We start from the raw sequence: 20,644 nt of genomic DNA on the forward strand, positions 1-20,644 counted from the left end.
ACGCGCCTGCTGTCCCCTTGGTCGCGCCCCACCCGTCAGCCACCGCGCCCGGCGTACCGTGTCGTCACGGCCCCGCGCCAGGCCCAGGGCGAGTCCGGCGCACAGCACCGCGGCCCACAGCAGCGCCTGCGGGTCGGCCCCGGCCCTCATGACGCACCCGCCGTGCACAGGGCGGTCAGCCGCTGCCAGCCGGGGCCGCGCTCCACTCGGCCGCGGGCATCGCGCAGCAGGGCCGGTACGGTGACCACCAGGCCGTCCGCAGTCCGTTGCAGGACGTGGATCTCGGCGACCCGGCGCCGACCGCAACTGTCCCTGGCCAGGTGGACGACCACCGACAGGGCCGCGGCCAACTGGCTGTGCAGGGCCGCCCGGTCCAGCCCGGCCGTCGAGCCGAGGGCTTCGAGGCGGGCCGGTACGTCCGCGGCCGTGTTGGCGTGCACAGTGCCGCAGCCGCCCTCGTGCCCGGTGTTCAAGGCGGCCAGGAGATCCGTCACCTCGGAACCCCGAACCTCACCGACGACGAGACGGTCGGGCCGCATCCGCAGGGCTTGGCGCACCAGGTCCCGCAGGGTGACCCGGCCGGCGCCCTCCTGGTTGGCCGGGCGGGTCTCCAGGCGCACCACGTGGGGGTGGTCCGGGCGCAGTTCAGCGGAGTCCTCGGCGAGCACGATGCGCGCCGCCGGGTCCACCAGCCCCAGGAGCGTGCTGAGCAACGTCGTCTTCCCTGAGCCGGTGCCGCCGCTGATCATGAAGGACAGGCGGGCGTCGAGAAGTGCGCGCAGCAGCGCCACGGTGTCCGGGTCCAGCGTGCCGGCCGTGACGAGTTCGGCCAGGGTGAAGGCCCGGGCGCGCACCACGCGCAGCGACAGGCAGGGTGAGCCGACGACGACCGGGGGCAGCACGGCGTGCAGCCGGGTGCCGTCGGGGAGGCGGGCGTCGACCCATGGGCGGGCGTCGTCCAGCCGGCGGCCCGCCGTGGTCGCCAGGCGCTGCGCGAGGCGGCGCACGGCGGCGGTGTCGGGGAAGGACACGTCGCTGCGCTCCAGTCCGTGGCCGCGGTCGATCCACACCTGATCCGGGGCGTTGACCAGGATGTCGGTGACGTCCGGGTCGGCGAGCAGCGGCTCCAGCGGGCCGACGCCGACCAGTTCGGAGCGCAGAGCGGCGACCACGCCGAGCACCTCGGCGTCGCCCAGCAGCCGGCCCTGCGCGCGCAGGGCCGCGGCGACCCTGGCGGGTGTGGGTTCGCCGCCGTCCTCGGCCAGGCGCAGCCGTACGGCGTCCAGGAGTCCGGCGGTCATACGGTCACGCTCCCGCCGGTGGGCAGCGCCTGCGCAAGGAAGGCGCCGCAGAAGCGGGCCAGGGGTCCGCGGGGAGTCGAGCCGGGCGGGTGGACCGCGGTGACGGCGTCGGCGAGCGCGGGCTCGTCGGGCAGTTCGCCTGCCAGGGGCAGGCCGATCATGCGGGCGATCTCGCTGTCGTCCAAGCCCGCGTCGGACGGTCCGCGGGCCACGACCCGCAGGTCCTTGAGCACCATGGTCACCGCACCGGCGACGCGGGCGGCGGCGGCCACCGCGCGCAGCTCGCACGGGACCACGAGCAGCCCGATGTCGATCTGGGCCAGGGTCTCGGCGATCGTGTCGTCCACCCGGCGGGGCAGGTCGACCACGACCAGGCCGCCGCGGCGGCGGGCGGCGCCGAGCACGGACCGCATCGCCTGCGGGGGCACCACCACGGTGTCACCGCGATCCCAGCTCAGGACGCTGAGCGAGTCCAGCCGGGGCAGCGATTCCTCCAGAGCTCCGCTGCTGACCCGGCCGCGGGAGTCGGCGAAATCGGGCCAGCGCAGGCCGGCCGTGCGTTCGGCACCGAGCAGGATGTCCAGGCCGCCACCGAGCGGATCGCCGTCGATGAGCATGGTGCGCCGCCCGGCGCGAGCCGCGGTGACGGCCAGTGCACAGGCGAGGGTGCTGGCCCCGGCACCGCCCCGGCCGCCGACGACACCGACGGTCAGCGCCGGTTCGCCGGCCCCCTCCGCCACGTCGGCGATCCGGCCGGCCAGCCAGGTCTCGCCGTCGGGCAGCATGACCACCTGATCGGCGCCGATGTTCAACGCCTGGCGCCAGACCTTGTGGTCGTCGAGGTTGCGTCCGACCAGCACCACACCGGCGCGCCGGGCAATACCGCGGACTCTTCCGGAGGCTTCCGCTCCGACAAGGACAAGCGGTGCGTTGTCCCAAGTTGTCGCGCCTGGAGTCCGCTCGAAGACGACTTCCGGTTCCGTACCGGCCGCGGCACACAGCCGGAGCAGATCGTCGAGAAGTGATTCGTCTTGCGTAACAATCAGCGGTCGGCGGTTCCGTTCCGCCACGGCCGGCAGCCGACCTGGCGGTGTCATGTGTCCTGTCATTTATCCGGTCCCCCGTCGTACGAGATGCGAGCGCGGTGTGCACCGCGTGCGATCAGGTTGGGACAGCGACGGGGAATTGGGATGATCTTGGTTGGAAATCTGTGGACAACTCGGCGATTGTGGATAACTCCACCACCCGGAAGGGTGAGTTCGCCCGGACCCCGTAACGATTACGGACTGTCACTCGTCGTACACGGCGGAACGCACACACGTACGAAGGGGAGCGTCATGATCGGCTCGGTGACAAACGGAGCGAATCCCGCCCGAGGACGTCCACATGTATCCGGACATGCGACGACCCCCGCCGGGGGGGAGAGCGGGGGTCGTCCCCACGGTCCGACTCGGGGGGGGAGGAGCCAGACCGGGTTAGCACGGTCGCGAACGATCCGTGACTTCCATGGTGTACCCGATGGCCTTCTCAGGCAAACCCACGCGCCTGAGCTTACGCCGAATGGTGGTTGCCTATGCTCGTCCCGTGGAAAACCACCTGCCACCGCGCACCGCGGCGTTCTTCGATCTCGACAAGACCGTGATCGCCAAGTCCAGCACCCTGGCCTTCGGACGCTCCTTCTACCAGGGCGGCCTCATCAACAGGCGGGCGGTATTGCGCACTGCATACGCCCAGTTCGTGTACCTGGTCGGAGGTGCCGATCACGACCAGATGGAAGGCATGCGCAAATACCTCTCCGATCTGTGCCGCGGCTGGAATGTCCAGCAGGTACGGGAGATCGTCGCGGAGACCCTGCACGACCTCATCGATCCCATCATCTACGACGAGGCGGCCTCGCTCATCGAGGAGCATCACGCGGCCGGCCGTGACGTGGTGATCGTCAGTGCCTCGGGGTCCGAGGTCGTGGAGCCGATCGGGGAGATGCTGGGCGCCGACCATGTCGTGGCCACCCGGATGGTGGTGGAGAACGGCGCGTACAACGGGGAGATCGAACATTACGTCTATGGTCCGGCGAAAGCCGAGGCCATCACACTGCTGGCGCAGTCGCAGGGCTACGACTTGGAGCGGTCCTACGCGTACAGCGATTCGGTGACCGACATCCCCATGTTGGAGTCGGTGGGCCATCCCTGCGCGGTCAACCCGGACCGGGCGCTGCGCAGGGAGGCCGTCGCCCGGGACTGGCCGGTACTCACCTTCAACCGGCCGGTGCGGCTCAATCAGCGCATCCCCGCGCTGCCGATGCCGTCGGCCCCGGTGCTCGCCGTCGCCGCGGTCGGAGCGGCGGCCGCCACCGCCGGGCTGGTGTGGCTGGCGTCGCGCCGTCGTCGGCCGATGATTGTGTCCTGAATGACACGTCTGAAATGAAAAGTAAAAAGTGCAGCCAAGGGTTCCGCTTATCGCACACCAGCGGTAGAAAGGACGTAGCGGCCCGCGAGACCACGGAGTTCCGAGAGGAAGACCGAGTTCACAGCAGATGGCCCCACGGACCGAGGCATGAAAATCGGGCACCCACGCGTAGCCGACCCGCCAACCGGGCCAGCCGCACCAGGTGACGGGCAAAGCACCCGACCTGATGGGCACATATCGAGCACGCACTGGTAACCCGACGGACGTGCAGGCGGCGGCATCCCCAAGGTGCCGCCGCAGTCCTTTCCGAGGCCCGCCGCCACCGGCTCCCGGGAGGACCGTGGTCCTCGACCGAGCGACAGCGACGGGTTGTCACGTGCTCGCGCCCGCGGCCGGCCGCGGGCGTCCTTCCCGGCCCATCGCTCAGGCCGCGCCGCGCTGCAGGGCCTCGCAGACAGCGACGCTCTCCCGTACGCCCAGTTCCAGCGCCCGGCCGCAGTGGGTGATCCACTCGGCCATTCCGTCGGGGGTGCCGGAGGCGTAACCCTCCAGGGCCTTGAGATAGCCGGCCCGGCCGAGTTCGGCGTGCCCGACCTCGGCGGGACAGATCGACTTGGGGTCGAGGCCGCTGCCGACCAGGACGACGCGTTCGGCGGCCCGGGCGACGGGGCCGTTGAAGGAGCCGAAGGGCCGCAGGCACAGCAGTTCGCCGTGCACAACCGCGCTCACCACCAGCGCGGGCGCCGCGGAGCCGGCCCGCAGCAGTTCGGCGAGCCCGTCGAGCCGAGCGGCGACCTCGTCCGGGCCGGGCAGGGGTATCTCGGCGATGTCCAGCACCGGTTCGGCGACTTTCTCCCCCGCGAGCCGGGGCCGGCCGATCGTCGGCTCGTCCACCGACCCGCCGGCGGCCAGCAGGTGCAGCCGGGCCAGCACCTGGACCGGTGACTGCCGCCAGATCCCCAGGAGTTGTCCCGCCTCGGCGGTCAGCCGCAGCGCCGCGCCGACGGTGCGGGCCTCGTCGTCGGCGGAGAAGTCGCTGCGCCGGCGTACCTCCTCCAGCGGCCAGTCGGCGCCCGCCAGCGCCGCGGACGCCCGGGCGCCGCGCAGGGCCGCCTCGGACGCCACCTCCTGGGACCGGCGGCGCATCACGCGGTGCCCGTAGACCTGGTCCACCGCCCGCCGTACGGAGTCCACCGCTTCCGGCACGCCCGGCAGAGCACCGAGAACGGCCAGCGGATCGGCCTGTCCGGAGCCTGACGAGGGAGCTGCGTTGGTAGCCATGGCACGACCCTACGCACCACCCGCACCCGGGCACGACCACGAACGAGTGGCCTTGCCCACTCCAATCCCGTGCCGTCCGATCACGCGCCGCTACGCTCACCGAACATGAAGATCGCTTTCGTTGGTAAGGGCGGCAGCGGCAAGACCACGCTGTCCTCCCTCTTCATCCGCCACCTGGCCGCCGAGGGAATCCCGGTGACCGCCGTCGACGCGGACATCAACCAGCACCTCGGCCCGGCGCTGGGCCTGGACGAGGACGAGGCCGCCGCGCTGCCCGCGCTCGGCGCGCACCTGCCGGAGATCAAGGAGTATCTGCGCGGCGCCAACCCGCGGATCGCCTCCGCCGAGGCAATGATCAAGACGACCCCGCCGGGCCGCGGCTCGCGGCTGCTGCGGCTGTCCGAGGACAACCCGGTCTACACCGCGTGCGCCCGCCGCGTGCCGTTGGACGAGGGCGAGGCGCGACTGATGGTGACCGGTCCGTTCGCCGAGTCCGACCTGGGCGTCGCCTGCTACCACTCCAAGGTCGGCGCGGTGGAGCTGTGCCTGAACCATCTGGTGGACGGCCGCGGCGAATACCTGGTGGTGGACATGACGGCCGGCAGCGACTCCTTCGCCTCGGGCCTGTTCACCCGCTTCGACATGACCTTCCTGGTGGTGGAGCCGACCCGCAAGGGGGTCGGGGTCTACCGGCAGTACACCGAGTACGCCCGCGACTTCGGGGTGGCCCTGGCGGTGGTCGGCAACAAGGTGCAGGGCGTGGACGACATCGCGTTCCTGCGCGCCGAGGTGGGCGACGACCTACTGGTCACTGTCGGCCATTCGGAGTGGGTTCGGGCCATGGAGAAGGGCCGCCCGCCCCGGTTCGGGCTGCTGGAGGAGGCCAACCGCGAGGCGCTGCGGACGCTGCACGCCCGTGCCGACACCGGGTACGCCGCCAGGGACTGGGGGCGCTACACCGAGCAGATGGTCCACTTCCACCGCCGCAACGCCGAGAGCTGGGGCAACGAGCGGACCGGCCTGGATCTCGCGGCCCAGATCGACCCCGGGTTCGTACTCAGCGAATCCTTGCTGAGCCAGTCGAGTGCCCACTGAACCGGGCCTACGGAGCCGGGCCCACAGAGCCGGGCCCACTGGACGGGGCGCGCCGACCCGAGGGCGCCGGCCCGAGGGCGCCGACCGGGCGTGATCAACGCGTCCATCACTCATGGTCACCAGGAAGCCCATAGCCTCACCTGATAATTCACTCGATCGCGGTAAATCACCCACTGATTCGACCTCTGGACTTCACTCTCCGCAATCGATCCATTACTCTCCATTTACGCGCACTTGTGCAGCGGAGGGGAATGGAGGGGAAAAGCATGAGAGTCCACCGGTCCGACCTGGCGGCGTCGATCACGGTCTTCCTGATCGCCGTGCCGCTGTCGCTCGGTATCGCGCTGGTCACCGGGGCGCCCCTGCACGCGGGTCTGATCGCTGCGGCCGTCGGCGGCCTGGTCGCCGGATCGCTCGGCGGCGCCCCGCTCCAGGTCAGCGGTGCGGCGACCGGCCTGGTCGTGGTCACCGCCGATCTGGTGCACCGTTACGGCTGGCCCGCCACCTGCGCGGTCACCGTGCTCGCGGGGCTCGCCCAGATACTGCTGGGCACGCTCCGGGTGGCGCGGGCTGCCCTCGCTCTCAGTCCCGCCGTCGTGCACGGCATGCTCGCCGGGATCGGTACGGTCATCGCGCTCGGCCAGCTCCATGTGGTGCTCGGTGGCAGCCCGCAGAGTTCCGCGCTCGAGAACATCCGGGCGCTGCCCGAACAGTTGATGGTCGCTCACCCCACCACACCCGTCATCGGCGCCCTGACCGTGGCCGTCGTCCTGGGCTGGCCCGGGCTGCGCGGCTCCTTCACCCGGCTGCGGGCGATCCCCGCCCCGCTCGCGGCGGTCGCGTTGGCCACCGCGGCGAGCGCGGGCCAGTCCATGCCGCGGGTCCAGCTGCCCACCTGGCAGGCACCGGCGCTGCCCGAGTTGCCCGCCGCGCCGGTGCCGGTCCTGGCGGCCGCCGTGCTGACCGTCACCCTGGTCGCAGGCATGGAGTCCCTGCTGTCGGCCGTCGCGGTGGACACCCTGCGCGCCAAGCGCCCGGCCCCGCATGCGCCCCCGCCGGCGGACCTGGACCGCGAGCTGCTCGGCCAGGGCGTGGCCAACACGGTGTCGGGCCTGCTCGGCGGCCTGCCCGTGGCGGGCGGCGCGATCCGCGGTTCCGCCAATGTCGAAGCGGGCGCCCGTACCCGGGCCGCCACCGTGCTGCACGGCGTGTGGATGGTGTTGTGCGCCGCGCTGGCCGCGAGGGCTCTCGACGCCATCCCGCTGGCGGCCCTGGCCGCGCTGGTGATGCTGGTCGGGGTGCGCATGGTGAACTTCGCCCACATCCGGCACGTCCAGCGGCACCGCGAGTTCCCGGTGTACGCGGCCACGGTCGGTGCGGTGGTGCTGTTCGGAGTGCTCCAGGGACTGGTGGCGGGCGTCGCGGTCGCCGTCTTCCTTGCCCTGCGCCGGCTGACCCGGACCCGGATCACGATCGTGCGCGAGCCCGGGTGCCACCGGGTGCGGGTGACGGGGCAGTTGACGTTCCTGGCGGTCCCGCGGCTGACCCGGGCCTTCGCCCAGCTGCCCGAGGGCGCCAACGTGATCGTGGAGCTGGACGGCTCCTTCATGGACCACGCGGCGTACGAGGCGCTGAACGGGTGGAGCACGCGGCACCGGTTGCGCGGCGGCCGGGCGGTCCTGGGTGACGGGGCCGGACGGATCGTCAGCGAGCCGGTGAGCGCGCACGCCTGCCGGCCCTGGACCCCGTGGCGCAACCACCACTGCACCCGCCCCGCGAGCACCCCGGCCACCAGCGGCGGCCAGCTTCTCGGCGGTGTCACCGCATTCCAGCGCAACACCGCGCCGCTGGTCCGCGAGGAGTTGGCGCGGCTGGCCCGGGAAGGCCAGTCACCCGGCCAGCTGTTCCTGACCTGCGCCGACTCCCGCCTGGTGACCAGCATGATCACCTCCAGCGGTCCCGGCGACCTGTTCACCGTGCGCAATGTCGGCAACCTGATGCCGCCGCCCGGCTCGGAGGCGTCCTGCGACTCGGTGGCGGCGGCGGTGGAGTACGCGGTGGACGTGCTGCGGGTCTCCAGCATCACCGTGTGCGGCCACTCCGGCTGCGGCGCGATGCAGGCCCTGCTCGGCTCGGACCACGATCCCGGCGCCCAGACCCCGCTGGCCAGGTGGCTGCGGCACGGCAGGCCCAGCCTGGCCAGGATGGGCCGGATCGGCAGGCTGGGCCGCGGCGAGGTGGCGCTCGCCGACCGCCCCGTGGCCGACGACCTGGAACGCCTCGCGCTCGTCAACGTGATGACGCAGCTCGACCACCTGATGGCCCACCCCTGCGTCGCCCGCCGGGTGTCGGAGGGGACGTTGCACCTGCACGGGATGTACTTCCACGTGGCCGAGGCGCAGGCGTACATCCTGGACCGGTCGACGAGCGTGTTCACCGCCGTACGCCCGGACAACCCGCTGGTCGGCCACCTGATGTACGACTCGGACCCCTGTGGCGGGCGGGGCCGCCGCCCGGGTGACGACCCGTGGCCCGATCCCCGTGACCTGACCACAAAGGTCTAAACCATTTTTGCAGTGAGCCCTTGTCACCGTGGGCAAGGACTGGTGAGGTAGTGCCGGGACATCCGGGACACCCTGACAAGGAGCTGGCGTGAGCAGCAACGAGAGCCTGGCCAACCTGCTGAAGGAGGAGCGGAGGTTCGCTCCTCCGGCTGAGCTGGCCGCTACCGCCAACGTCACGGCGCGCGCGTACGAACAGGCCTCGGCCGACCGGCTGGGCTTCTGGGCGGACCAGGCCCGTCGGCTGACCTGGACGACCGAGCCCACGCAGACGCTGGACTGGTCGAACCCGCCGTTCGCCAAGTGGTTCGCCGACGGCGAGCTGAACGTGGCGTACAACTGCGTCGACCGCCATGTCGAGGCCGGCCACGGCGACCGGGTCGCGCTGTACTTCGAGGGCGAGCCCGGTGACAGCCGCGCCATCACCTACGCCGAACTCAAGGACGAGGTGTCCAAGGCCGCCAACGCGCTCACCGAGTTGGGCGTCGCCGCCGGTGACCGGGTCGCGGTCTACCTGCCGATGATCCCCGAGGCGGTCGTGGCGATGCTGGCCTGTGCCCGGATCGGCGCCGCCCACTCCGTGGTCTTTGGCGGCTTCTCCGCCGAGGCCGTCGCCTCCCGCATCGAGGACGCCGACGCCAAGCTGGTCATCACCGCCGACGGCGGCTACCGACGCGGCAAGCCCTCCGCGCTCAAGCCGGCCATAGACGAGGCGCTGACCCGCACCCCGCAGGTGGAGCACGTCGTCGTGGTCCGCCGCACCGGGCAGGAGGTCGCGTGGACCGAGGGCCGGGACATCTGGTGGCACGAGATCACCGGGCGCCAGTCGGCGGAGCACACCCCGCAGCCGTTCAACGCCGAGCACCCGCTGTTCATCCTCTACACCTCGGGCACCACCGGCAGGCCCAAGGGCATCCTGCACACCTCCGGCGGCTACCTGACCCAGACCAGCTACACCCACCACGCCGTCTTCGACCTCAAGCCGGACACCGACGTGTACTGGTGCACCGCCGACATCGGCTGGGTGACCGGCCACTCTTACATCGTCTACGGGCCGCTGTCGAACGGCGCCACGCAGGTGATCTACGAGGGCACGCCGGACACCCCGCACCAGGGCCGGTTCTGGGAGATCGTCCAGAAGTACAAGGTCACGATCCTGTACACCGCGCCGACCGCGATCCGTACGTTCATGAAGTGGGGCGACGACATCCCGGCCAAGTTCGACCTGAGCAGCCTGCGGGTGCTGGGCAGCGTCGGCGAGCCGATCAACCCCGAGGCGTGGGTCTGGTACCGCGAGCACATCGGGGCCGGCGCCACCCCGGTCGTGGACACCTGGTGGCAGACCGAGACCGGCGCCATGATGATCTCCCCGCTGCCCGGCGTCACCGAGGCCAAGCCCGGCTCGGCACAGGTCCCGCTGCCCGGCATCGCCGCCACCGTCGTGGACGACGAGGGGAACGAGGTGCCCAACGGCTCCGGCGGCTACCTGGTGCTCACCGAGCCGTGGCCGTCGATGCTGCGCACCATCTGGGGCGACGACCAGCGGTACATCGACACGTACTGGTCGCGCTTCGAGAGCCGGTACTTCGCCGGTGACGGCGCCAAGAAGGACGAGGACGGCGACATCTGGCTACTGGGCCGGGTCGACGACGTGATGCTGGTCTCCGGCCACAACATCTCCACCACCGAGGTGGAGTCCGCCCTGGTCTCCCACCCCAAGGTCGCCGAGGCCGCGGTGGTGGGCGCCACCGACCCGACCACCGGGCAGGCCATCGTCGCCTTCGTCATCCTGCGCGGCAGCGCCGAGGACAGCGCCGACCTGGCCGCCGCCCTGCGCGACCATGTCGCCAAGACGCTGGGCCCGATCGCCAAGCCCAAGCGGATCCTGGTCGTCACCGAGCTGCCGAAGACGCGTTCGGGCAAGATCATGCGCCGCCTGCTGCGGGACGTGGCGGAGAACCGTGAGCTGGGCGACGTCACGACCCTCACCGACGCCACAGTGATGGACCTCATCCAGAGCAAGCTGCCGAGCGCGCCCAGCGAGGACTGACCGGCGGTCCGGGCGGACGGTCCGGGCCGACGGTTCCGGGCAGACAGCCGGCACCGGACACGTACGTCTCCGAAGGCCCTGGGTAAGGGGCGTCCGCAATGACGGGCGCCCCTTACCCGTCCCCGGGCTCTCCCGCATTGCCGCATCCGACCCAAGCTGCGCGCCGACACCATGGCGTAGGGCATGATCGGGGTGACCGTTTCGAGTGAGGTGACCGATTCGGCGCGCGGACGTCCCGGCCGCGCCGCCGCAGTCGTCGCACCGTCACCCGGCCCACGGCGACCGACACCTTCACGCGACGCGACGACGACGGAGGACCGATGAGCCAAGACCACAATGGCGACAACCGCAGCCTCGGGCAGCTTTTCGCCTCCGCCACGGCGGATCTCTCCGCCCTGGTGCACGACGAGATCGCCCTCGCCAAAGCGGAGCTGCGGCAGGACGCCAAGCGTGCCGCGCTCGGCAGCGGTGCGCTGGTCGCGGCCATCGGCCTCGCGATTTTCGCCGTACCGATGCTCAGCTTCGCATGCGCGTACGGCATCCACGCCCTGGGTGTGACGCTGGGCTGGTCGTTCCTGATCGTCTTCGGCGCCTACATGTTCCTCGCCGGGGTCGCCGGCCTCGTCGGCTACTCCCGGTTCAAGAAGGTCAAGAAGCCCGAACGCTCCATCACCTCGGCCAAGCAGACCGCCGCCGTCCTGCAGAAGGCCAAGCCCCACCCGCGCCCTCTGGAGCCGAAGGACGCCCGCCCCTCGGTCACGGGCTCAGCCGCGAACCCGGCGATCGAGGCGAAGATGTGACACGCTCTGGGACATGAACCTCCCCGCCGGGTCGCGCAACCCCGCCGGCAAAGGCACGTCCGTCGCACGGCTCGAAGGGCCCTGGACGCACCGGGACGTGGCCGCCAACGGTGCCCGTTTCCACATCGCCGAGGCGGGCGACGGCCCGCTGGTGCTGCTGCTGCACGGCTTCCCGCAGTTCTGGTGGACCTGGCGGCACCAGCTCACCGCGCTCGCCGAGGCCGGCTTCCGCGCGGTGGCGATGGACCTGCGCGGGGTCGGCGGCAGCGACCGTACGCCCCGCGGCTACGACCCCGGCAACCTCGCGCTCGACGTCACCGGCGTCATCCGCTCGCTCGGCGAGCCGGACGCGGCGCTGGTCGGCCACGACCTGGGCGGCTACCTGGCGTGGACGGCGGCGGCGATGCGGCCCAAGCTGATCCGGCGGCTGGCGGTGTGCTCGATGCCGCACCCGCGCCGCTGGCGCACCGCGATGCTCACCGATCTGCGGCAGAGCAAGTCCGGCGGCTACATCTGGGGTTTCCAGCGGCCATGGCTGCCGGAGCGTCAGCTCGTCGCGGACGACGCGGAAATGGTCGGCAAGCTCATCCGGGAGTGGTCCGGGCCGCGGCTGCCGGACGAGCACGATGTGAGCGTCTACCGGCGGGCGATGCAGATCCCGTCCACCGCCCACTGCGCGGTCGAGCCGTACCGGTGGATGGTGCGGTCCATGGCCCGGCCGGACGGCATCCAGTTCAACCGGCGGATGAAGCGCCCGGTCCGGGTGCCCACGCTCCAGCTGCACGGCTCGCTGGACCCGGCCGTCGGCTCCCGCAGCGTGGCCGGCAGCGGGGAGTTCGTGGAGGCGCCGTACCGCTGGCGGCTCTTCGACGGGCTCGGTCACTTCCCGCACGAGGAGGACCCGGCGGCCTTCTCCACCGAGCTGATCAACTGGCTGAAGGACCCGGAACCGGACCGCTGACAGTGCCCGCTCGCACATGCGCTCGTACCACGATCGCACGATCGGCAAATTGCCGGGCGCATAGGCCAAACGGGCGACCTCGGGGCGATTACTGACCAAGGGCCCCGGGCACGTAGGTCGGTATGGGTTGGACGCACGACTACCGTGACGTATCACGCAATCACCGCAGCGCCTCCGCCCCCGAGGGCTCGGCGCAACAGATCATCTCCCCGGACGCGGTGGACAGCCGGCTGGGAATCCCCCGCATCCTGGGCCGCAGGGCCCGGTGGATGGGCGCCCGGTTGCGCCACGCGAGGGACTGATCCCGCACCGCGGAATCCGGCACCGCGGGCTGTTCCCGCATCGCGGAACCGATCCCGTGCGAAGGAGCCGATCCCGCGCCGCGCATCACGCCACGCTCACAGCGCGCAGCCCTGGCTGTCCACCTGGTGGTCGGCACCGACGCCGGCCACCGCATCGGAGCGGACCTCGTCCGCGGTCAGCGCGTATCCGGTGTTCGCGTCGTCCAGCGACTTGGCGAAGACCACGCCGGCCACCCGGCCGTCGCGGGTGAGCAGCGGACCGCCGGAGTTGCCCTGGCGGACGGTCGCGTACAGCGAGTACACGTCCCGGTGCACGGTGCCGCGGTGGTAGATGTCGGGGCCGTTGGCCTCGATCTCACCGCGGATACGGGCGGCGCGCACGTCGAAGGAACCGTTCTCGGGGAAACCCGCGACAATTGCGTCGTCCCGGGAGTGCGCGGTGCCGGTGATGAAGTGCAGCGGGGGCGCATCAAGGCCGGGCACGTCCAGGATCGCGACGTCGCGCTGCCAGTCGTAGAGCACCACGCGCGCGTCGTGCAGCCGGCCCTTCCCGTCGACCTGCACGGTGGGCTCGGAGACACCGCCGACGACGTGCGCGTTCGTCATCACCTTGTCCTTGGCGAAGACGAAGCCGGAGCCCTCCAGCACCTTGCCGCAACTCGGCGCGGTGCCGACCACCTTGACGATGCTGCGGCTGGCGTCGACGACCACCTTGCTGCGCACGAGCGCCGGGTCCGGCGGCGGCACAGAGGTGATGGGTTCGGAGCCGAAAGTGCCGAAGACCTGCGGCAGGCCGTTCTGGGCGAGGGTGTTGCTGAAGTCGTTGAACCAGGTGTCGGCCTGCGAGGGCACCACCCGGGAGACGCCGAGCAGCACCTTCGACGAGCGGACCTCGCGGCCTATCGTCGGCAGGGTGGTCGTCGCCAGGGCGCTGCCGATCAGCCAGGCGACCAGCAGCATGGCCATCACGTTGACCAGCGCGCCGCCGCTCGCGTCCAGGGCGCGGGCCGGTGACCAGGTGATACGGGTACGCAGCTTGTTGCCCAAGTGCGTAGTGAACGCCTGCCCCACCGACGCGCACACGATCACGATCGCCACCGCTGTCACCACGGCCACCGAGCCGGGCGTGGCCGAGCCGGTCGCCTTGTCCCAGATCGGCGGGAGCACGAAGATCGCGACGAGCCCGCCGCCCAGGAAACCGATCACGGACATGATGCCGACGACGAAGCCCTGGCGGTAGCCGATCACGGCGAACCACACGGCGGCGAGGATGAGCAGGAAGTCCAGCGCGTTCACGAGGAACACCGTCTCATGACCGCTTATGGGAACGGCACCGTCCGGGTTGCGGGGAGCGCGGGTACGGAAAACGGTTACCGGCGCTACGGCGCTGGTGGGGGCGGTACGGCAGCGGTCGGACGCCGCGCTCCGGCACGCGGTGGTACGCGGGGTACGGGAGTACGGGGTACGGCGGTGCGGCGGTACGGGCGGGCGTTACGCGGTACGGACGCCCGCCCGCAGGCGTCAGGCGAGCGGCACCGTACGGTCCTGGTCCCAGGGCCGCTCCCAGCCCGCGTAGTGGACGATCTTGTCGATCAGGCCGGCCGTGAAACCCCACACCAGGGCGCCCTCGACCAGGAAGGCCGGGCCGCGGAAGCCGCTGGGATGGACCAGGGTGGCCCGGTTGGCCGGGTCGGTGAGGTCGGCGATCGGGACCCGGAAGACGCGGGCGGTCTCGGCGGGGTCGACCACGCCGACCGGGCTGGGCTCGCGCCACCAGCCGAGCACAGGGGTCACGACAAAGCTGCTCACCGGGATGTAGAGCCGGGGCAGCACGCCGAAGATCTGCACGCCGGAAGGGTCGAGGCCGGTCTCCTCCTGGGCCTCGCGCAGGGCGGCCCGCAGCGGTCCGGCGCCGTCCGGATCGCCGTCCTCCGGGTCGAGGGCGCCGCCCGGGAAGGACGGCTGGCCGGCGTGCGAGCGCAGGGCCGCAGAACGCTCGATGAGCAGCAGGTCGGGGCCGTAACCGTCACCATGGCCGGCGCCGCCACGACTGTCACGGCCGCCATGACCGTCGCCGCCGCGGCCCTCACCGTCGCCGAACAGGATGAGCACGGCCGACTGGCGGCCCTTGCCGCTGTCCGGCGGGAGGAAGCGGCTGAGCTGCTCCGGCCGTATCGCCCCGGGCAGCGCGACCACCGGGTCGAGCCATTGCGGCACGCCCTGGGCGGTCACCTCGATGTCCGCGTCGGCGCCGGCCGTCTCCCCCGCCTGCGCACCCGTCCCCCGCCCGCGGCTCATGAAACCGCCAGCCGGTTCACGTCCGCCGTCCCGCCGTACGTCGCCATGGCGTTCAGCTTAGATCCACCGACTGGGCGGACCGGGCCGATGGGCACAGCCGGACCGGACCGGGCACGGGCGGAGAAGGAGCGGAGAAGGAACGGCCGCCCGAGAAGGAATCCGCGGCAGGGATCCGCGGCAGGGGTCCGCGCGGGCCCCGCGATCAGGAGGAGGCCGCCAGCGGCGGGGCGGGCTGGCCCGGGTAGTCCGGCGGCGGCTTGAGCCGCTGGCCCGGGAAGCCGCCCTTCTCGTACTTCAGCAGCTTCGCGGCCTTGTCCGGGTCCATCTCGCCGATGCCGACGGACGGGCACAGATGGGCTATCGGGCAGGCGCCGCACGCCGGCTTGCGGGAGTGGCAGATACGGCGGCCGTGGAAGATGACGCGGTGCGAGAGCATCGTCCAGTCGGACTTGGGGAAGAGCCGGGAGACGTCCCGCTCGACCTTCTCCGGCTCCTCCGAGGTGGTCCAGCCGAAGCGGCGGGCCAGCCGGCCGAAGTGGGTGTCGACGGTGATACCGGGCACCCCGAAGGCGTTGCCGAGCACGACGAAGGCGGTCTTGCGGCCGACGCCGGGCAGCGTGACCAGGTCCTCCAGGCGGCCGGGCACCTCGCCGTCGAACCGGTCGCGCAGCGCCGCGGACAGCCCGAGCACCGCCTTGGCCTTGGCGCGGAAGAAGCCGGTCGGGCGGAGGATCTCCTCCAGGTCGGAGGGGTCGGCCGCGGCCATGTCCTCGGGCGTCGGGTACTTGGCGAACAGCGCCGGCGTGGTCTGGTTCACCCGCAGGTCGGTGGTCTGCGCGGACAGGACGGTGGCGATGAGGAGCTGGAAGGGGTTCTCGAAGTCCAGCTCCGGGTGGGCGTACGGGTACACCTCCGCGAGTGCGCGGTTGATGCGGCGAGCACGCCGTACCAGAGCCACCGGAGGGGCCTGTTCGCTCACAGCGGAATCGGGCTTGGCGGCCACCCGTTCGGCCGCCTGGGCCGCCTTTTTCTTGGGTACGCTCGGGCTGTTCGACACCCGACCAGCCTATGCCCCGGCACCGACATCCGCCCACGACCGGCGAAACCGGACGCCCGATCGGACCCCCGGGGCACGATCGGGACCTCTCATAAGACATCCTTGTGATTGATCGCACTGTTTGAGACGTCATGCATCATGGGGAAGACCCGGCGATGTCGACAAGGAGAGAGCTCGTGGACGACGTTCTGCGCCGTGCCCCGCTTTTCGCGGCGCTCGACGACGAGCAGGCCGCTGAACTGCGCGCCTCCATGGCGGAGGTCACGCTCGCGCGTGGCGACTCGCTGTTCCACGAGGGCGACCCCGGGGACCGGCTGTACGTCGTCACCGAGGGCAAGGTCAAACTGCACCGCACCTCGCCCGACGGCCGCGAGAACATGCTGGCCGTGGTCGGCCCCGGCGAGCTGATCGGCGAACTGTCGCTGTTCGACCCCGGCCCGCGCACCGCGACCGCCACCGCGCTGACCGAGGTCAAGCTGCTCGGACTGGGCCACGGCGACCTCCAGCCCTGGCTCAACGCCCGGCCCGAGGTGTCCACCGCGCTGCTGCGCGCCGTCGCGCGCCGCCTGCGCCGTACCAACGACGTGATGTCGGACCTGGTCTTCTCCGACGTGCCCGGCCGTGTCGCCAAGGCCCTGCTGGACCTGTCGCGCCGCTTCGGCGTGCAGTCCGAGGAGGGCATCCACGTGGTGCACGACCTCACCCAGGAGGAGCTGGCCCAGCTCGTCGGCGCGTCCCGCGAGACCGTCAACAAGGCCCTGGCCGACTTCGCCGGCCGCGGCTGGCTGCGGCTGGAGGCCCGCGCGGTGATCCTGCTGGACGTCGAGCGACTGGCCAAGCGCAGCCGCTGACCCCGTCCGCCGGGACACACGACCAGGGCGAGGACCGTACGGTCGTACGTGCCGTGCGCGCGCCGGTACGTCTCGGGCGCTGCGCCGCCCATCGGAGAAAAACTGGGCCCCCCGCATCATCCGCGGGGGGCCTTGTCGTGCTGCCGTGACGCCCGGTGGGCGAAGGCGGCGGTCACCAGGCCAGTTGGGCGATCTCGTCGGCGACGGCGGCGCAGGCCGGGGCGGCCGGATCGATCAGCGGGAAGTGGCCGGTGGCCGGCAGCCAGGCCACCGTCGGCTCCTCGCCCGCAGCCGCTGCGGCACGCGCAAAAGCGGCGCTGACCTGCGGCGGGACCTCGTTGTCAGTGGTGCCGTGCACGATGGTTGTGGCGATTCCGGTGGGCAGCAGCGCGGCCGGATCGGCGTAGGGAAGTCGTGCCTCCAGGCGGTCCGTGCCGCCGAGGAGGTCGAGCACCGCGCCGGAGCAGACGCGCAACCGGATCGACGAGGTGAAGTCGGCGATCGGGGCGAGGGCCACGACGCCGCGGTACGGAGGGGGTGATGCGCGGTGCCAGGGGGATTCGAGGGGCAGGACGTGACGTGCGGCCGCCCACAGGGCGAGGTGGCCGCCGGCGCTGTGGCCGGTGACCACGGTACGGCCGGGGTCGACCGCGTCCGCGCCGAGGGCGCGTACGGCCAGGTCGGGCAGGGCGTCGAGCGCGGTGGCTATGTCGTCGAAAGTGTCGGGCCAGCGCCCGGCCGCGGGGAGGTCCGGCTCGGGTGGTCCGGCGGCCTCAGCGGGCTGCTGCGGGGCGGAAGCACCCGCTCCGATCGTGGCGGGCCCCGCGGCGGTCGCCGGGGGCTCCTGGCCGGTGCCAGGGGCGCCACGGCGGTATTCCACCGACGCCACAGCGAAGCCGTGCGCGGCCAGATGGGCGGCCAGCGGCGAGATGTGCGTGCGGTCGTAGGCGGCGCGCCAGGCGCCGCCGTGGATGAGGGCCACCAACGGCACCGGGCGGTCGGGGGCCGCCGGGCGCGGCCGGTAGAAGTCCACGATCTGGTCGGGGTGGCTGCCGTACGCCTGCGTGGCGTCCGGCGGCACCGGGGCGTGGCTGAACGCGGACGCCTCCTCGGCCGCCGCCCGGTCGCCGGAATCCGCGAGGCCGGGCCCGGCCTCGGGCCCGGGCGTGGACGGACGGGCGTCGGCGGTTGGCATCGGTCAGGGGGTCCCTTCGGTCGGGCCTGGGGTCAGGTGTGGGGCCGGGTCCTCGGTCCGGTGTCCGGCCGGCCCTCCGGCAGCGGACCGCGTTCCGTCCTCGGTCCGGTGTCCGGCCGGGTGGTGAGGCCGGTGCTCGGTCGCGCCACCCGCGGCGACCAGTGGTTCCCCGCCGCCCTGTGCCCGCCGGTCCCCGTCGGCCGGGGATCGCCCGGCCTCGCCACGGGTCGCTGAGGATCCGGATGCCTTCTCCAGTACGGCGGCCAGGACGTGCGCCGCGCGCAGGGCGTCGGCGTACCGGGTGTACAGCGGGGTGAAGCCGAAGCGCAGGATGTCCGGGCGGCGGAAGTCGCCGACCACGCCGAGGGCGGTCAGTTCGCGCATCACGTCGCCCGCGTCCTGGCAGCGCAGCGACACCTGGCTGCCGCGGGCGGCGTGATCGGCGGGTGTCACGGACTCCACCCGGCCCGCGGGCACCAGCGCGGCCACGCATTCCAGGAAGAAGTCGCTCAGGCCGAGGCTCTTGGCGCGCACGTCGGCGACGGACACGCCGTCCCACACGTCGAGCGCCGCGTCCAGGGCGAGCAGCGACAGCATTTCCGGGGTGCCGACCCGGCCGCGCACGGCGCCTTCGCCGGCCGTGTAGCCGGGGGCCATGGCGAAGGGGTCGGCGTGCGAATTCCAGCCGGGCAGCGGCGAGTCGAAGCGCGGCTGGTGCGTGCGGCGCACGTAGAGGTACGCGGGCGCGCCCGGGCCACCGTTGAGGTACTTGTACGTGCAGCCGACCGCGAGGTCGACGCCGTGCGCGTCCAGGGCGACGGGCAGGGCGCCGGCGCTGTGGCACAGGTCCCAAACGGCCAGCGCGCCCGCGGCGTGCAGGGCGGCGGTGGTGCCGGGCAGGTCGTGCAGGCGACCGGTGCGGTAGTCCACGTGGTTGACCAGGGCCACGGCGGTGCGGGGCCCGGCGGCCGCGCCCATGTCGGCGGCCGGCACGGCCCGCAGGGTGCGGCCGGTCAGCCGGGCCGCGGACTGCGCGATGTAGCCGTCGGTGGGGAAGGTGGTGGCGTCGACCAGGATCTCGGTGCGGTCCTCGGGCACCATGCGCACGGCGGCGACCAGCGCCTTGAAGACGTTGACGCTGGTGGAGTCGCCGACCACGACCTGGCCCGGGGCGGCGCCGATCAGCGGGGCGATCCGGTCGCCGATCCGCTCCGGCGCCGTCCACCAGCCGCTCTCCTCCCAGGAGCGGATGCGCAGCCGGCCCCACTCGCGGGTGACGACGTCGGTGAGACGGGGCAGCACCGCTGTGGGCAGCGCGCCGAGCGAGTTGCCGTCGAGGTAGACGGTGTCGTCCAGCACGAAGCGGTCCCGGACGCCGGCGAGCGGATCCCCGGCGTCGAGGGCAGCGGCGCGGGCGGTGAGGTCCATGGCGGGGCCGCCCGTGAGGTCGGTGGCGGGCCCGGCCGTCGGCTGCGTCGGCTCAGACATGGCTGCGGGCCGTCCAGAGTTCGGGGAAGACGATCTTGGCGGCGCGCTTCTCCAGCCAGGCCACCCCCGCGGAGCCGCCGGTGCCGGGCTTGGAGCCCATCGCGCGCCGGGTGGCCACCAGGTGGTCGTTGCGCCAGCGCCAGACGAGTTCGGCGATGTCGGTCAGGACCTCGCCGAGCCGGACCAGGTCCGAGTCCTGGTCGGGATCGGCGTAGACGCGCTGCCAGGCGGCCTCGACCTCCGGGTGCGGCTCGTACTTCAGCGCGGGGTCGCGGTGCAGCACCTCGGCCGGGATGGCGTGTCCGCGGCGGGCCAGCAGCCCCAGCACCTCGTCGTACACGCTGGGCTCGGTGAGCGCCTTCTCCAGTTCGGCGTGCGACCTCGGGGAGCCCTTGTGGGGGACGAGCATCGAGGCGGACTTGTCGCCGAGCAGGAATTCCAGCCGCCGGTACATCGCGGACTGGAAGCCCGAGCCCTCACCGAGGGCGGACCGGTAGGCGTTGAACTGAGCGGGGGTGAGGTGGGCGATCGGTTTCCAGGAGTCGTTGAGCGACTCCAGCTCCGGCAGGCTGCGCCGCAGCGCGGTCATCGCGGTGGGCAGGTCGTCCCTGCGCAGGGCCGCGGCGGCGGTGGTCCACTCGTGCACGATCAGGGTGAACCACAGCTCCATCACCTGGGTCGTGACCAGGAAGGCCATCTCACCGGGATCGTCGGACAGCGGGTGCTGCAACTGGGTGAGGATGGACGCCTGCACGTAGTCCTCGTACGGTGTGGTGCCCTCGAACGCGAGGTTCGGGGTCGCCGCCTCGTCGGTCGGGTGGTCGGACATCGATTACCTCCAAGCGCGTACCCGGGATCGCCGGGCTTGCCGCGATCATCTGCCGACGCGGGCGCATCCGGCAAGAGCAGCTGGAGGGGACACGGGTACGGCCCTCGTCCGGGTGCGGCCGAGTGGCGGCGGTGGCCGGTCGTACGTATGTCGTCCCGGAGGCACGGGT

At 72.1% G+C, this 20,644-nt stretch carries 16 protein-coding genes and 1 pseudogene; 8 read left to right on the forward strand and 9 right to left on the reverse strand.

What is annotated here, in order from left to right; all coding sequences use genetic code 11:
• Positions 1 to 146: 146 nt before the first annotated feature.
• Together ITX44_RS14520 and ssd are read right to left on the reverse strand one after the other, a co-directional pair.
• Complete coding sequence (locus ITX44_RS14520) at positions 147 to 1,301, reverse strand: TadA family conjugal transfer-associated ATPase (RefSeq protein ID WP_205357627.1); 1,155 nt, start codon at positions 1,299 to 1,301, stop codon at positions 147 to 149.
• Positions 1,298 to 2,410 (reverse strand): septum site-determining protein Ssd, encoded by a 1,113-nt coding sequence (gene ssd / locus ITX44_RS14525; protein WP_205357628.1) that lies wholly within the window; start codon positions 2,408 to 2,410, stop codon positions 1,298 to 1,300. Before ssd ends, ITX44_RS14520 begins: the two co-directional genes overlap by 4 nt.
• Positions 2,411 to 2,861: 451 nt before the next feature.
• Here ssd and ITX44_RS14530 point away from each other — a divergent pair, with 451 nt between their 5' ends.
• Complete coding sequence (locus ITX44_RS14530) at positions 2,862 to 3,707, forward strand: HAD family hydrolase (RefSeq protein WP_205357897.1); 846 nt, start codon at positions 2,862 to 2,864, stop codon at positions 3,705 to 3,707.
• Positions 3,708 to 4,130: 423 nt separating this feature from the next.
• Here the strand turns inward: ITX44_RS14530 and ITX44_RS14535 are convergent, their stop codons facing one another.
• Positions 4,131 to 4,988: a Fic family protein gene (locus tag ITX44_RS14535; protein ID WP_205357629.1), complete on the reverse strand. Its 858-nt coding sequence runs from the start codon at positions 4,986 to 4,988 to the stop codon at positions 4,131 to 4,133.
• 105 nt (positions 4,989 to 5,093) lie between these two features.
• Here ITX44_RS14535 and ITX44_RS14540 point away from each other — a divergent pair, with 105 nt between their 5' ends.
• From ITX44_RS14540 to ITX44_RS40980, 6 genes are all read left to right on the forward strand, one after another.
• Positions 5,094 to 6,083 (forward strand): ATP-binding protein, encoded by a 990-nt coding sequence (locus tag ITX44_RS14540; RefSeq protein WP_205357630.1) that lies wholly within the window; start codon positions 5,094 to 5,096, stop codon positions 6,081 to 6,083.
• Between the two features lie 251 nt (positions 6,084 to 6,334).
• Entirely contained in the window at positions 6,335 to 8,647 is a 2,313-nt protein-coding gene (locus ITX44_RS14545; RefSeq protein ID WP_205357631.1) for a bifunctional SulP family inorganic anion transporter/carbonic anhydrase, read from the forward strand.
• An 88-nt stretch (positions 8,648 to 8,735) separates the two neighbouring features.
• Positions 8,736 to 10,694: an acetate--CoA ligase gene (gene acs / locus ITX44_RS14550; RefSeq protein ID WP_205357632.1), complete on the forward strand. Its 1,959-nt coding sequence runs from the start codon at positions 8,736 to 8,738 to the stop codon at positions 10,692 to 10,694.
• A 320-nt stretch (positions 10,695 to 11,014) separates the two neighbouring features.
• Complete coding sequence (locus ITX44_RS14555; protein ID WP_205357633.1) at positions 11,015 to 11,494, forward strand: phage holin family protein; 480 nt, start codon at positions 11,015 to 11,017, stop codon at positions 11,492 to 11,494.
• Between the two features lie 13 nt (positions 11,495 to 11,507).
• A complete protein-coding gene (locus ITX44_RS14560) occupies positions 11,508 to 12,455 on the forward strand; it encodes an alpha/beta fold hydrolase (RefSeq protein WP_205357634.1) in 948 nt (315 codons plus the stop codon).
• A gap of 122 nt (positions 12,456 to 12,577) precedes the next feature.
• Positions 12,578 to 12,757: a hypothetical protein gene (locus ITX44_RS40980; protein WP_236060610.1), complete on the forward strand. Its 180-nt coding sequence runs from the start codon at positions 12,578 to 12,580 to the stop codon at positions 12,755 to 12,757.
• Positions 12,758 to 12,853: 96 nt separating this feature from the next.
• On the opposite strand, the gene ITX44_RS14565 is transcribed toward ITX44_RS40980, so the two are convergent.
• From ITX44_RS14565 to nth, 3 genes are all read right to left on the reverse strand, one after another.
• Positions 12,854 to 14,053, reverse strand: coding sequence for a MarP family serine protease (locus ITX44_RS14565; protein ID WP_205357635.1), 1,200 nt, complete (start codon positions 14,051 to 14,053; stop codon positions 12,854 to 12,856).
• 225 nt (positions 14,054 to 14,278) lie between these two features.
• Positions 14,279 to 15,055, reverse strand: a complete 777-nt coding sequence (locus ITX44_RS14570) for an NUDIX hydrolase (RefSeq protein WP_205357636.1) — start codon at positions 15,053 to 15,055, stop codon at positions 14,279 to 14,281.
• Positions 15,056 to 15,257: 202 nt separating this feature from the next.
• Positions 15,258 to 16,058: an endonuclease III gene (gene nth / locus ITX44_RS14575; RefSeq protein ID WP_205357898.1), complete on the reverse strand. Its 801-nt coding sequence runs from the start codon at positions 16,056 to 16,058 to the stop codon at positions 15,258 to 15,260.
• Between the two features lie 230 nt (positions 16,059 to 16,288).
• Between nth and ITX44_RS14580 the strand changes: the two genes are divergently transcribed.
• Entirely contained in the window at positions 16,289 to 16,963 is a 675-nt protein-coding gene (locus ITX44_RS14580) for a Crp/Fnr family transcriptional regulator (RefSeq protein ID WP_205357637.1), read from the forward strand.
• A 172-nt stretch (positions 16,964 to 17,135) separates the two neighbouring features.
• Here ITX44_RS14580 and ITX44_RS14585 read toward each other — a convergent pair whose 3' ends face one another.
• The 3 genes and pseudogenes from ITX44_RS14585 to ITX44_RS14595 form a co-directional block, all read right to left on the reverse strand.
• Entirely contained in the window at positions 17,136 to 18,158 is a 1,023-nt protein-coding gene (locus ITX44_RS14585; RefSeq protein WP_205357638.1) for an alpha/beta hydrolase family protein, read from the reverse strand.
• 252 nt (positions 18,159 to 18,410) lie between these two features.
• Positions 18,411 to 19,646 (reverse strand): annotated as a pseudogene (gene kynU, locus ITX44_RS14590) (kynureninase); the annotation flags it as partial.
• The gene (locus ITX44_RS14595; RefSeq protein WP_205357639.1) at positions 19,639 to 20,475 is read right to left on the reverse strand and encodes a tryptophan 2,3-dioxygenase; all 837 of its coding nucleotides are present in this window, start codon (positions 20,473 to 20,475) and stop codon (positions 19,639 to 19,641) included. The pseudogene kynU and the gene ITX44_RS14595, both read right to left, overlap by 8 nt.
• Positions 20,476 to 20,644: the final 169 nt, after the last annotated feature.

Origin of the sequence: Actinacidiphila acididurans (assembly GCF_016918855.1) — a bacterium.
Taxonomy (GTDB): Bacteria; Actinomycetota; Actinomycetes; order Streptomycetales; family Streptomycetaceae; genus Actinacidiphila; species Actinacidiphila acididurans.

Coding starts and splice junctions, on each gene's coding strand:
- ITX44_RS14520 (WP_205357627.1), bottom strand. CDS start 1,301: ATGACCGCCGGACTCCTGGACGCCGTACGGCTGCGCCTGGCCGAGGAC.
- ssd (WP_205357628.1), bottom strand. CDS start 2,410: ATGACAGGACACATGACACCGCCAGGTCGGCTGCCGGCCGTGGCGGAA.
- ITX44_RS14530 (WP_205357897.1), top strand. CDS start 2,862: ATGGTGGTTGCCTATGCTCGTCCCGTGGAAAACCACCTGCCACCGCGC.
- ITX44_RS14535 (WP_205357629.1), bottom strand. CDS start 4,988: ATGGCTACCAACGCAGCTCCCTCGTCAGGCTCCGGACAGGCCGATCCG.
- ITX44_RS14540 (WP_205357630.1), top strand. CDS start 5,094: ATGAAGATCGCTTTCGTTGGTAAGGGCGGCAGCGGCAAGACCACGCTG.
- ITX44_RS14545 (WP_205357631.1), top strand. CDS start 6,335: ATGGAGGGGAAAAGCATGAGAGTCCACCGGTCCGACCTGGCGGCGTCG.
- ITX44_RS14555 (WP_205357633.1), top strand. CDS start 11,015: ATGAGCCAAGACCACAATGGCGACAACCGCAGCCTCGGGCAGCTTTTC.
- ITX44_RS14560 (WP_205357634.1), top strand. CDS start 11,508: ATGAACCTCCCCGCCGGGTCGCGCAACCCCGCCGGCAAAGGCACGTCC.
- ITX44_RS40980 (WP_236060610.1), top strand. CDS start 12,578: ATGGGTTGGACGCACGACTACCGTGACGTATCACGCAATCACCGCAGC.
- ITX44_RS14570 (WP_205357636.1), bottom strand. CDS start 15,055: ATGAGCCGCGGGCGGGGGACGGGTGCGCAGGCGGGGGAGACGGCCGGC.
- ITX44_RS14585 (WP_205357638.1), bottom strand. CDS start 18,158: ATGCCAACCGCCGACGCCCGTCCGTCCACGCCCGGGCCCGAGGCCGGG.
- ITX44_RS14595 (WP_205357639.1), bottom strand. CDS start 20,475: ATGTCCGACCACCCGACCGACGAGGCGGCGACCCCGAACCTCGCGTTC.